Origin of the sequence: Lentzea sp. NPDC051838, assembly GCF_040681245.1 — a bacterium.
Classification (GTDB): Bacteria; Actinomycetota; Actinomycetes; order Mycobacteriales; family Pseudonocardiaceae; genus Lentzea.
Window position 1 is genome coordinate 31429 of record NZ_JBFAYI010000027.1, and the last position, 13320, is coordinate 44748.

Here is a 13320-nt window from a genome sequence, read left to right on the forward strand (position 1 = left end):
TCTATCAACACCACGTCGTCCCGCCGGACGGAGGCCACCATGGCCAGTACACCTCCCGAGGAAATCCGCGTCGCGGTAGTTCTCAACGGCGGAGTGAGCCTCGCGGTCTGGATGGGCGGGGTCGTGCTCGAGCTCGACCGGCTGACCAGCAGGAAGGGCGTCTACGCGACCCTGCTGGACATCGTGGGATGTGAGGCGCGCGCCGACGTCATCACCGGCACCTCGGCAGGCGGGATCAACGGCGCCGCGCTCGCGCTGTCCCAGGTGAACGCGAAAGCGGACCTCCATTCCCTGCGCGACCTCTGGGTAGAACAGGGACGGTTCGAGCGGTTGCTGCGGCAACCGTTCAACGGTCAGCCGGCGTCGCTGCTGCAGGGAGACGAGTTCTTCCTGCCCAAGCTGCAGGACGCGCTTCGCGGACTGCTCAAGAACTTCGCCTCGATGCCTCCCGAGGAACGCCCCATCGACCTGCGCATCACCACCACGCTGTTGAACGGCGTCCCCAAGGTGACCTACGACGACCTCGGCCAGTCGCTCACGCAGACGATCCACCAGGGCAGCTTCTCGTTTCGCCGCGATCCGTACGACTGGGCTGTCCCTCCGCGCGACAAGTTGCGGCGCGACTTCGATCCCGGCGACGAGAACCAGCGCGAGGACCTCGTTCAACGGCTCGCGCTCGCCGCGCGGTCGACGGCGTCCTTCCCGTTCGCATTCGAGCCGTCGTACGTTCGGGTTGGCAGCCAAGGCGAACAGCTGGACATGGGCGAGTTCGCGAGCTGGTTCAAGGACGCGAGCACCGACAGGTCCCGGTTCGCAGTGGACGGCGGCGTGCTGGTGAACACGCCCACCAAGGAGGCCATCGAGGCGATCGACCGGATGCCGGCCGAAGGGCCGGTCCGTCGCGTCATGCTGCTCGTGTACCCGCACGCGCCTGAAGCAGCTGACGAGCCCAAGGCCGACACCACGACGAAAACACCGAGCGTCGTCGGCGCAGGCGGGAAGTTGTTCAGCGCCATGTACAGCCAAAGCGGCCGCACGTACGTGGAGAAGGTCGAAGAACACAACCGCATGGCGGCGTCGAGACGAGGCGGCCGCAACGATCTGCTCAAACGCCTGCAACGTCCCGACGAGTCGTTGGTGGAGGCGGTCTACGAACTCGCCGAGAACCTCTATCCCCACTACAAGGACGTGCAGATCCGGTACGCCGCCCGTGAGGTGACCACACGACAGCTCGACGTCAGTGGATCGAACGCGGGCTGGTCGTTCGAACGCGCGCGTGCCGCGGCCGAACACGCCCAGCGCGACTTCGGCCTGCTGCCGTACTTACCTGCCGCGGCTCCGCCGAGCATCGTCCGGAACGAGCCCGGCTGGCCATGGGGCTTCACCATGGCGGAACGGCTCGCCTCCGCAGCGCTTGATCTGCTCAAACGTCTCATCTGGGTGGTCTCATCCGACAACGAGTGCACCAGGATCAAGACCGCGCGGCTGGAGTTGCACAAGGCGCGGTGCAAGATCAGAGAGCTCCGCGAACAGCTCGACGACGGCGGCCCCGTGCCGGGCGGTGCAGGGCTCGATCCCCTGTTCTGGAAGAGACGCCTGAACTATTTCGAGCAGCGCATGGTGGGCCCCGCCCCTGTGGAGGGAGCGGGCATTCGCGAGCAGGTCCTGAGCATCGGGTCGATCATCGACAGCGTGCAGGAGACGCTCCACGGACTGAGCCCTGAGGAGGTGCGGCTCGCCGAGCTCGGAGCGTGGCAGGGCTTGCTGTCCGCCGGTAGGTGGGCCGGCGAGGACGGATGCGACTGCAGCCAGTGCAGATCCGACCGGTGGGTGTCGCGGCTGCTCGCGTTGGAGATCGGCACCACGTGCCTGAGCAACCCCTCCAGGACCGGATTCGACCAGCCGGTCGAGCTGGCCCAGGTGAGCCTTCAAACAGAAAACGCCTTCGCCGAACAGTCACGGCTGCCCGATGACAAGGCCGGCGGAGCATCACTCGCGCGATTCTCAGGATTCCTGAAGCGTTCCTGGCGGATGAACGACTGGATCTGGGGCAGGTTCGACGCGGCCACCACGCTGTGCAAGATCGTCTTCGAGCCCCAACGGCTGCGCCAGCAGCACATGTACCACAAGAAGCCCGCGGACGAGATCGTGGACGCACTGGTCGAGGACCTGTTCGGCGTCGTCCCCGACAAGCTCAGCCGCCTGGTCCCACTGGCGCAGAACGAGCTCAACGCCGTCCACGCCGCGAAGTCCGATGTGGAGTGTCCTCCGTCCGTGCCCGCGCTGGTCGAGTTGGCGGCGTGGGGCCTGCACCTCCGCATCATCTGCGAGGAGCTGCCCATGTTGCGGTTCGCGATCCTCGCCGACGCGAACGAAGGCGGGAACCTGCGGTCGAACGGGACGCTGTTCCTCAAGGAACACAGCCAACTGCTGGAGAAGCTCCCCTCCGCCGAAGCCTTCGACGAGAATCTGGCCGACAACGTCAAGAACGCCCTCGACGCGCTGAAAGCCTTTGACAAGGCCGGAATCGGGCGCGAACAGCTCTCGGACGAGGCCGGCAGCGACCAGATGATCCGCACCGCGACCACGGCCGCAGCTGTCGCTGTCACCGTCCTGGACAGCGAGAAATCCGGCCTCGGCATCGTCAAACCGGTCACCAGGGCGCTGCGAGGTGGGGCGCTGCTCCCCTACTGGATGGTCACCGGCCTGACCGCGGGCAGCAGAGTCGCACAAGGTCTCGCACTCACCGCAGGAACGCTGGGCATCGCGATGTTCGTGCTGGCCATGTTCACGCTGTTGCCGGCCTGGGCGATCGCACCGGCCACGACCATCGGGGCCGGCCTGGTGCTGACCATGTTCGGCTACGCGGCGCTGCGGTCAGGAACGATCCTGCACGGGCTGATACTGCTGACACCTGTCGTTCCTCTCACCACTTTCGCCATCGACAGGTGGACCCATCCCGACCCCGCAGTCGCACAGAACGCCACCGAGGCGGCGACCGCGGCCGTCAGTCTCGTCGGGATTCTCATCGCGGCAGTCGTGCTCATCCTGCTCGGCAGCGTGCCCGCGGTCAGGAAGACTCCGCTGGCAGCCGCGTGGGACAGACGAGGAACCGTCAGCGTCGTCGTGGGCATCGTTGCTATCGCGGTTGCTGTCGTGTGGTTCAAGGCGTGGACGAAGTTGCCGGACATGTCCGATGTGGACTGGCGAGCGGAGTTGTTCCTCCCCGGCCTGGTGGCATCGGCGTTCGGAATCGCTGTCGCCTACTGGGCGGGCCGGCAGTTCAAGGTGTGGCACTGGGGTTCGAAGAAGACGTGGGTCCGTCAGCGCGCAGGACACCCCGCCGCCGTCATCGCGGGCTGGGCAACCGTGTACGGCATCGCGTTCCTCGCGCTCGCCTTGCTGCTGTCGTACTTCCCCTTCCCCGGCTTGCTGGACCCGCGGCAGTGGATGACCAAAGCCACCATCACCACCGCACTGCTCTCGGCCGCTGTCCTGTTGCTGGTGGTTCCCTGGCTGGTGCCGTTGCGGGCACGCGGGAAGATCCGCCGGATGCTGGTCGGGGAAGCCAGCCGGGCGACCTATCCCTCGGACAACATCGAGCAACGCCTTCGGGATCGACTCGAAACGCACGGCTTGTTGTGCAACTACCTGGTCGAGCGCAGCGACGACGAGGACATCGACTTCACAGTCCGGCCGCCAGGACAAAGGATCGCGGACAAGATCCGCGCCAAGTTGAAGCCCTCTGTGGCGCCCGGAACCTAGAGCCCTAGCCGCTGCTGCTCGGCCTGCACCACCCGTTGCTCCACCGACACCGCCGAGTCCAGCGCGCTCGCGTGTGAGTGCTTCGTGTCGCTTTCGCGCGCGTAGTGGTCGAACAGCAGGGTCTTGTGGTCGCGGACCTCCTGCACCCGTGCGTCCACGCTGTCCTTGACCAGCAACCGATGCACGTGGACCTTGCGAACCTGGCCCATCCGGTGACAACGGGCGATCGCCTGGTCCTCGGTGCTCGGTTTCCACTGCGGCTCGGCGATGATCACCACGGACGCGGCCTGGATGTTGAGCCCCACGCCGCCCGCCTCGATCTGGGCCACCAGCACCGCGTGGTCCTCGCACGCCGTGAACGCGTCCACCAGCTGCTGACGGCCCTGCGCCGACGTCGCACCGGTCAGGGGGCCGAAGACCCGAGCCTGTTCTGGGACGTGGTCCGCGACCGCGTCCAGCACGTCGTGGAAGTACGAGAACACCACGACCTTCCAGCCGTTGTCCCTCGACTCCTCGATGATCTCCAGCAACCGCTCCAGCTTCGCCGAGCCGCGGGGCGTGCCCGGTGCGAAGGCGGCGCGGCGCATGGCCATCAGGTTCCCCTCGCGCACCGCGTCGAGGTACGCGCGCCGGTCCTGCCTGCCGAACTCGACCCAGTCCTCCACCTCCAGCAGCTCCGGCAACTCCCCCAGCACGTCCTCCTGGTTGCGCCGCAGGTAAACCGGCGCGACGACCCGACGGAAAGCCTTTGCTCCCACCACAGCGTCGATGGACCCCGTGCGCGCCGCGACGCCGGGCTGCAGATAGCCGACCAGGGTGCGGAACTCCTCGACCCGGTTCTCCATCGGCGTGCCGGTGAGCAGCACCGCCCGTTCCGCGCGCTGCACGACCGTGTTTACTGCCTGCGAGCGCTGCGTGTCCGGGTTCTTGACGTAGTGCGCCTCGTCGACCACGACCAGCGCCGGGCGGAACCTCTTCGGCAGCACCAGTTTCGGCAACGTGCCGAACGTCGTCACGCCGACACCGCCCTGCGCCAGCCACGTGCCGACCGCGCCGTCGCGGCCCGCGCCGTGCATCCGGTGCGGCACGAGGTCGCTGTGCCTGGCGATCTCGTTGACCCAGTTGACGACGACGCTCGCCGGACAGACCACCAGGAACCCGCGCCGCCCGTCGGCCGCGAGGCTGGCCATCACCGCGATGGCCTCGATCGTCTTGCCCAGCCCCATTTCGTCGCCGATGATGACGCGCCGACGAGCCAGCGCGAACTTGGCCCCGAATACCTGGTAGCCGCGCAACGACACCTTCAGCAGGCTGGTGTCCAGTGTGGTCGCGTCGACCTCGTGCTCGATCTCCGCCGGAACGAATCCCTTGGCAGCACTGCGATCCGGCACCCCGTCCGCGCCAGCGAGGTCGGCGAGCAGCGTGTTGTAGGCGGCCGCGTCGAGCTCGTAGTCGCGCCACAGCGCGCGATTGTCCAGATCCGGCACCCGTAGTTGCTTGCCCACCGCGCGCAACGCCGCCACGTCACGACTGGCCAGCAGAGCCTCGAGCCGGCCGAGCGAGTCGAGAGCGGCCTGCCGGTTCTTCCGCAACGAGAAGAACATCCGCACCCGGCTCCAGGCACGCGACGCGGCACGCACGTCGGCGTCGACCCTGCCCAGCACGTCCCCGAGCGGCTCACGCAGCGGACCGACGAGCTGGTTCGCCCTGCGCAGCTTGGACATCAGCTGCAACAGCTCGGTCTGAGCACGATCAGCGCGATCTGGGTTCAACCGGACAGTCGTGTCACGTGCGACACCGTCCACAACAGACCGGGCAACCCGGACAATCTGCTCAGCCGACTGCCTCCCGACGCCAGGCACGCCGTCGAGCTGGTCCAGGCGCGCTTCGACGACGTCAGAGACAGTGACGTACCCAGCGGCCTTCAGCTTGCTCAGCCGCAGGTTCGCCTTCGTGTCCCGAAGCTTCTCCACCGGCATGGCGCGCAGCTGCTCGGCCACCAGCGCATCCCGCACCACCTGGTACTGCGCAGCGGCGAGCGCGAGCAACCGATCCGGCTCCGCGCGCACCTCCGCGGCCTCGGCGCGAAACGCCCTGGCAGCGGCCAGCACCGCGCGCGCGTGCCTACCGACCTTCGACGAGTCGTCCACCCGTGTCCTTCCGTCAGGCCGTCAGAGAGTACCGAAACCTGACTGACAGCCGGTGTCAGAGCTTTGTCAGCGACATGTCCGAGCCTGGTCCCAAGGCACCGCGCTCGAGCTGTTCCCACTGCCGGGCTTTGATCAAACGGAAAGAAAACACGCATGAAGACGAAGATGAAAACCCAGGGTGCCGTCACGGCGCTGGCGACCTTCGCGGTCCTGGGCGGCCTGACGATGAGCGCGGCGCAGGCGTCAGCCGCACCGCTGCCCGTCGTCAACATGGAAGCCACCGTGCTGGCCGCCCAGATCGACCCCAGGCGCGCCGACGACACGCTGACCCCTGGCGCCAAGGACTCCGTGCTGGCCGTCGAGAAGGCGCTCCAGGCACGCAACCTGCTGGACGCCCAATGGGTCGACGGCTACTTCGGCACGACGACGATCAAGGCGTACGCGGCCTACCAGCGTTCGCTCGGCTACACCGGCCTGGCCGCGAACGGGCTGCCCGGCGCGAGCTCGCTGACGAGCCTCGGCCAGAACCGGTTCACCGTCTCCCACGTGATCAAGCCGGGCACGAAGGTCCAGCGCGACGGGTACACCGTCAACACCCGCACCCAGGCGATGCTCACCGAGGCCGAACGTCTGCTGAACCGCCGCCTCAAGCTGGACCAGGGCTCCTACAACCCCGGCGGCGACCCGACCTCCGCCGGCACCCACGACGGCGGCGGTGTCGTGGACATCAACGTCGACGGCATGTCCGCCGACACCCGCACCGCCGTCGCCAAGGCGTTGCGCCAGGTCGGCTTCGCCGCGTGGGTCCGCAGCCCGTCCCAGGGCAACTGGCCGTGGCACATCCACGCTGTCGCGATCAACGACACCGACCAGGCCACCCAGGCCCAGAACCAGGTCGGTGACTACTACCTCGGCCTCAACGGCCTCGCCAACCACCGCCCCGACGACGGCCCCAAGGTCCCGATCAAGACGTGGGAGGCCTACCAGCGCGCGCAGTGACCGGCAACCACCATCCACACTTCACCCGAAGGGAAACCCGTGAAAATCGCACGCACGATGCTCGCCGCCGCCGGGGCCGCACTGGCCCTGCTCGCGCCCCTCATGGCCGCCTCCCCCGCGTTCGCAGCCGACCGGGACGGGGACTGCGACAGCGGAGAGTTCTGCTACTTCTACAACAGCAACCAGGCAGGCTCGATCTCCGACTTCGACGGCTCGATCAGCGACTACGGCGCCACTCAGCCGTCCTGCTACGAGTTCAAGGGCGCGGGCGCCGGCAAAGGCGTGTGCGTGAAGAACAACGCGGCATCGGTGAAGAACCGCACCAGCCACACGGTGCGCGTCTACTTCAACAGCGGCTACGGCGGCGCGAGCCAGGACTTCGCGCCCGGCGCGTCCGGCAACCTCAACGCCACGCTGAAGAACAACAACGCCAGCCACAAGTTCCTCACCGGAGGCGGCGGCGGTTCGGAAAGCCCCCGCAACGACTACGACGGCCGCCCCCGCGGCTTCGCCCAGAACAACTGCACCGCCTTCGCGGCCTACCGGATCGCCAGCAGGCTCGGCGTCCCGAGCTTCAGCAACTCCTACGGCGGAACCACCTGGGGCAACGCAGGCACCTGGGACGACGCCGCCCGCCGCGTCGGCGTCACGGTCAACAAGACCCCGAAGGTCGGCGCCATCGCCGTCAACGACGTGCACAGGGTCGGCCACGTCGCCTACGTCAACGCGGTCCACTCCGACGGCTCGTTCGACGTCGAGGAGTACAACTGGAACAACCCGCTCGCCTACGGCACCCGCAAGAACGTGCACGTGAGCAACGCGCAGGCCGACTTCCAGTACATGCTCCACTTCTGATCGCCCGGTGATCACCCTCGAGGTGCCGGTATCCCCTACCGGCACCTCGAGTTTCGCCACGGTCAGGAGGCGTTGGTGAAGGGCAGGTGCACGGCGGTCACCGGGCCGAGGTCCACGTTCCCGGTCAGTTCGTCGTCCGTGAGCGCCCGCCGGTGGACGCGGAACTCGTCCAGCGTTCCCTTGAACCTGTTGGTGCCGTCGGGTTTCGCTCCGAGCCGGATGCCGTCCACGGCGAACGCGTCCCCGTAGGTCAACGATCCGGCGACCGGGCCACTCGACCGGTTGCCGTCCACGAGCAGCTCGACCGTGGAACCAGACCTCCGCACGGTGACCAGATGCCAGTTGTTGTCACCGAATCCGGCCGCGGCTGATGGATCCGGCACGGACATTTCGTAGGAGCCCGTGTCGGTCTGCACGTAACCGTAGAAGCGGTCCTGGCCGGGCTGGGCACGCAGCCAGATGGACCGTTCGGTCGCACCCGTGCCGTAGCCCCAGAAGATGACCTGGTCGGCCGAAACAGCACTGGCGGAGTACTTCACCCACGTCGAGATGGTGAAGTCGCCGTCGGCCAGCGCGATGCTCGGGCGATAAGGCAGATATGCCTCGTCATCCGTGCCGTCGAACTGCAGACCGGTGCCGTAGCGGCCACTCACCACCGCGGGCGTGCCGGACACCCGCGCGTCGACGCAGTGCACCGAGGCGTCCGGAGTCTGCGGGCCGGTCACCGGGTCCGCGATGTCGTGCGCCTGGGTGTTCTGGCCGTCGAACGTCCACCACAGCCGCGGATCGGCCGGGAAACGTCCGGTGGCCGCGGCGTCGAGCTCGGTCGCGGTCAACGCCCGGTGGTACAGGCGGAAGTCGTCCAGCGAACCCTGCATCACGTCCGTTCCGTCCATTTTGGACCCGAGCCGCAGGCCCTTGATGCCGTCGGCCTGATCAGCGCTCACCGACCCGGTCAGGCCGGCACCGGTGGCAGGGTTTCCGCCGTCCACGCTGAGCTGGACCTGACCACCGACCCGGCTCAGTGCGAGCAGGTGCCAGGCGTTGTCACCGAACGCCGTGCGGCCCGCGGTGTCCGGCAGTGCGACGCTCACCGACCCGGCCGCGGTTTCCACCCAGGCGAACAACCGGTCCTGGCCGGGTTGGGCCCGCACCCAGATCGAACGCTTGCCGGACGTCGTCCCGTACGCCCAGAGCAGCGCCTGGTTGGGAGTGCTCGACGTGGCGCTGTACTTGAACCAGGCCGCCATCGTGAAGTCGCCGGAGCCGAGGTCCAGGGTCCGGGAGAAAGGCGTCTCCACTCCCGGATGCGCCGAGTCGATCTTCAACGACCTGCCGGTCTCGGTACGTCCGGCATCCGACTGGATCCCACCGAGCACGGTGGCCGTCGCGCAGTTGCCGGACACGTCCTCCGCGATCGGCGTGGCGGTCCTGGCGGGCACGACCGCGCCGTCGACCTTGGTCATCGCCAGCTGGAGCACCCGCGTGCCACCACGAGTCAGCTGAACGTTCCGGATGCGGCCCGCCAACGCGTCGCCGGCGCCGGTGTCCTGCTTGGCGCCCAGGCGAATGCCGGTCACACCACCAGTGACAGCGCCCGCGATGCCGGTCGCGGTCGCCGACGCCGAGCCCACCGAGACCTTCAGCTGACCCCCGGTCCGCGTGACAGTCAGCTGACGCCAGGCGTTGTCGCCGAACGCGACCGAAGCACCGGCGTCCTTCACGGACGCGGACGCACCACCGTCGGCACCCTGAACCCACGCGGTGACCTGGTCCTCGCCGGGTTGCAGGCGCACCCAGGCCTGCGGGACGTCGGCACCCGTTCCATAGCCCCAGAACAACACCTGGTTGCGAGTGGAAGCCGTTGCCTGATAACGGAACTGCAGTGACAACGTGAAGTCGGAGGAACCGGGGTCGAGTGTGCGCGAGTACGGCACGTCCGCGTAGTCACCGGTGCCGTCGAGCGACAACCCGTCGTTGATCGTCGCGTTTCCCCTGAGGTACGCGTCATTCGCCTCGGCAGTGCTGTCCGGAGTGGTCGGCCCGGCCGTCTGGGCCGGCTGGCTCGACGGCGTTCCGTGCGTCGTGCCCGGCAGCCCGAGCTGCGCCGGGGTGAACCTGGCGAAGCGGATCTCGTCGGCGGAGAACGACGCCCCGCCCTCGTACACCAGGCCGATCTCGCCACCGGTCAGCTCCGCGACGTCCGAGTAACCGGAACGATCGGACGTGACCAGACCGTTCGGCGCGCCGGCCCACGTGGTGCCGCGGTCGGTCGAGTACCGGATCCGCATCTGCTTGCGGTCCTGGGGATCCGCGGGCGCCGCGAAGATCAGCACGTCACCGGGAGTGGACCGGTAGGTCTGCTCCAGCGCCAGAACCGAGCCCTGCACGTTCGGCGTCACGAGCGACGGCACCAGGGCGAACTTGGGCATCGTGGTGCCACCGTCGGTGCTGACCGCCCGAGCCCGGTGGTCGCTGTCGTCGACCTCGTTGCGCGCACCGGCGTACACCGAGCCGTCCGGCAGCTCGGTCACCACGATCTCGCCCGGACTCAGCACACCGTCCACATAGGAGTTCTCGGTGCGGCTGGCCTGCCAGGTCGCGCCGTGGTCGTCGCTGTAGAGCACACCCGCGAGCACGACACCGGAAGCCGGTTTCTGGTGGGCACCCACGATCAGGCGGCCCGCGTGGGCACCGTGTTCGAGCTGGATGCCGTGCGCGGGACCGGTCGCGAACCAGCCGTCGTTCGTGCCGTCCATGCTGGCGCCCAACGGTTTCGGCGCGGTCCAGCTCAGGCCGTCGTCGGCGCTCTCCTGGATCCACGGCAGCCGCTTGCCGGTGAGCGTGGCCTCGTTGGACGTGGTGACCAGCAGGATCTTCCCGGTCGTCCGGTCGACCACCGGAACCGGGTTGCCCCGCGTGAACGGTGCGTGGGGATCGTCCGGCTTGCCTTGGCTGACCACGCGGATCGGGCCCCAGGTGCGGCCGTCGTTGGTCGACCGCCGCACGACCAGGTCGATGTCACCGCGATCCGCGCACGAGGCCGACACGCGGGCCTCCGCGAACGCCAGCAGCGTGCCGGACGCGGTGCGGGAGAGGACCGGGATCCGGAAGCAGCCGTATCCGTTGGTACCGGACCGGAACAGCACCTGATGCGCACCGACGACGCTGACACCACTGGCAGAAGCGGGCAGCGGTGCCAGGGGAACCACGAGAAGAAGTAGCAGAAGTGCTCTGAAGAAACGCATGTATACCCCCAAATCCACGACGAAGCGGGGCCAGACGACGCCTGACCCCGCTTTGTCGTCAGCCGGTCACTTCCGCGAGTAGAAGCGCGGAACACCGTTGATGGTGATGAAGCCGAACATGACGGTCTGGCCGCCGGTGTTGACGAAGAGCATCGTGGTCGGGTCGCTCGACGCGGGGTCGGAGTTGCCGGCACCGGCGATGTTCGTCGGGTCGCCCCACGTGTTGCTGCCGGTCGCGGTCTCGTAGAACCGGTAGACCTCGTTGTCGGTTCCCCGGTACGCCACCGCGATCCGGCTCAGGCCGGGGTCCTTCTCGGCCGCGGGCGCGCCCGCGGTGACAGCGGTACCGATGGCCTGCCACTCGGTCGGCCACGCACCGCTCTGGTCCTGCAGCTTGGTCTGGATCACGCCGTCGGCGCCGCGCACGAACAGCTGCGGGACGAACCCGGGGCGCAGCACCACGGCGGGCTTGCCGTTCAGGCCCTGACCACCCAGATCGGTCCAGCCCGACAGGCCACCGTCGTCGTAGTACTGCATCGTCTTCACCGCGCCGGCGCCGTTGACGCCGAAGATCCGCACGCCACCCTGGACCTGGACGGCACGGACGGTGCCGGGCACGAGGTCCTGGTCACCCAGGCCGCGCCAGAACGGAACGGAACCGGTCTGCGCGTACGACCACAGCTTGCCGTCGCTGTCGGACGCGAACAGCAGCACCGTGCCGTCGCCGAGCTTGGCGACCTCCGGCGGCGCGGCCATGGAGCCGCCCAGATCGACCCACGGGTCCCAGGTCGAGGTGTTCAGGCCAGTCTGCGTGCGCGACCACACCGAACCGTTGGGGCGCAGGGCGAAGATCCGCATCTGACCGGCGGACAGCTGGGTGATGGCGGGCTGACCGGTGAACGACTGCCCGTCGGACAGCACCGTCCACTCGACGTCACCCTCGACGTCCACGTTGGTCTGCTTGCCCCAGCGGATGTCACCGCCGTCGTCCACGTAGGTGTGGTGCAGGTAGCCCGCGCGGGTCTCGGTGCTCAGCGGAGCGGCCATCGTCATGGACATCTTGGAGTCCTGCTCGATCGGCACGGTCGGCACCGCGTCGGCGAACCAGCCCTGCAGGTCCACGATCACGTGCGCGGGCTTGGAGCTGCCGTTGCGGATGCGGATCTTGCCGTCGGTGCCGGGCTTGAGCACGATCATGTTGCCGCGCCAGACGTCCGCCTTGAAGTCCATCATGGACACCGAAGGCTCGGTCTGCCCCACCGGCCACGCCTTGAGGTAGCCGGCGGCCTCCGGGGTGACGACGATGTTGACCGCCGCGCCGGCGACGCCCTTCGTGGCCATCCCGGTGATCCCGCCGACCTGGACGTCCATCGTGGCGTTGGCGGCGAGCGGCAGGCCGTTGCCCGCGGTCCTGGTGTTGATCAGGCGCTTGGTCAGGTCGCGCAACCCCGCGCCCTGGTTGGAGACCTTGCCGAAGTAGCCCTCGGCGGTGACGACCAGGTTGATCGGGTCCGGGCCGTTGTTGCGGATGGTCACCTTGCCGTCGGTGGACAGCGCGAGCACCGCACCCGACTGCGTGGACCCCGCCTCGAAGTTGAACACCGTGCGGTTGACCGAGGTTCCCGGTCCCGCCGCGAGGTAGCCGTCCGCCGGCGCGCCGGGCACCAGCAGGTTCACCTTGGCCGCGGCGGCACCGGCCGGGATCACGCCACCGGTCAGCGTCACCGTGCGGCTGCCGCCGGCCGGGATGGTGCCGGTCGTGGTGCCCGTGCCGTTGCGCGTGTCGACCACTCGCGTGTGGGCGACCGGCACGAAGCCACCGCCGGTCGCGCCCTGCGCACTGGTGAAGTACCCCTGGACCTCGGCGACCATGTGGGTCTTGCCGGAGGCGTTGTAGATCGACACCTTGCCCTGCGCGCCGACCTCGACCACGGCGACGTTGGAGATCTGCTCTCCCACACCCGCCGAGATCATGGTGGTACCGGGCCGGGTCTGGCCCGCCGGCCACGCCACGGCCCACGTCGCCTCGGTCGGCTTGAGCAAACCGATGCGCAGCACCACCGAGCCGACGCCCGTCGTGGGCACCGCTCCCCCGGTGACGGTGAACGTGGTCGTGCTGGCCTCGCCGCGTTCCCCGGTGGCGCCGATGCCGGTCAGGGTGTTCAGCACCACCGGCGACGACGGAACCGGAACGTAGTCGCCGCCCTTGCCCGCCGCGTCGGCGTGCGCCGCCTGCGTCGCGGCCAGCGGCAGCACTGTCGCGACCAGGACGGTCGCCAGTATGGCTCTCAGTCTTCTCAACA

At 68.3% G+C, this 13320-nt stretch carries 6 protein-coding genes; 3 read left to right on the top strand and 3 right to left on the bottom strand.

Translation table 11 applies throughout. The features are described 5' to 3' along the window. Positions 1 to 39 precede the first annotated feature (39 nt). A complete protein-coding gene (locus AB0M24_RS37285) occupies positions 40 to 3765 on the top strand; it encodes a patatin-like protein (RefSeq protein WP_363778191.1) in 3726 nt (1241 codons plus the stop codon). Here the strand turns inward: AB0M24_RS37285 and AB0M24_RS37290 are convergent. Next, on the bottom strand, positions 3762 to 5915 hold the full coding sequence (locus tag AB0M24_RS37290) for an SNF2-related protein (RefSeq protein ID WP_363778192.1): 2154 nt from the start codon (positions 5913 to 5915) through the stop codon (positions 3762 to 3764). The two genes, AB0M24_RS37285 and AB0M24_RS37290, sit on opposite strands and share 4 nt — an antisense overlap. A gap of 225 nt (positions 5916 to 6140) precedes the next feature. Here AB0M24_RS37290 and AB0M24_RS37295 point away from each other — a divergent pair, with 225 nt between their 5' ends. Beyond that, a complete protein-coding gene (locus AB0M24_RS37295) occupies positions 6141 to 6914 on the top strand; it encodes a peptidoglycan-binding protein (protein WP_363778241.1) in 774 nt (257 codons plus the stop codon). 39 nt (positions 6915 to 6953) lie between these two features. Further along, the gene (locus tag AB0M24_RS37300) at positions 6954 to 7769 is read left to right on the top strand and encodes a CHAP domain-containing protein (RefSeq protein ID WP_363778193.1); all 816 of its coding nucleotides are present in this window, start codon (positions 6954 to 6956) and stop codon (positions 7767 to 7769) included. A 62-nt stretch (positions 7770 to 7831) separates the two neighbouring features. Here AB0M24_RS37300 and AB0M24_RS37305 read toward each other — a convergent pair whose 3' ends face one another. Together AB0M24_RS37305 and AB0M24_RS37310 are read right to left on the bottom strand one after the other, a co-directional pair. After that, on the bottom strand, positions 7832 to 11017 hold the full coding sequence (locus tag AB0M24_RS37305) for a sialidase family protein (protein ID WP_363778194.1): 3186 nt from the start codon (positions 11015 to 11017) through the stop codon (positions 7832 to 7834). A 66-nt stretch (positions 11018 to 11083) separates the two neighbouring features. After that, positions 11084 to 13318: a hypothetical protein gene (locus AB0M24_RS37310; RefSeq protein WP_363778195.1), complete on the bottom strand. Its 2235-nt coding sequence runs from the start codon at positions 13316 to 13318 to the stop codon at positions 11084 to 11086. Positions 13319 to 13320: the final 2 nt, after the last annotated feature.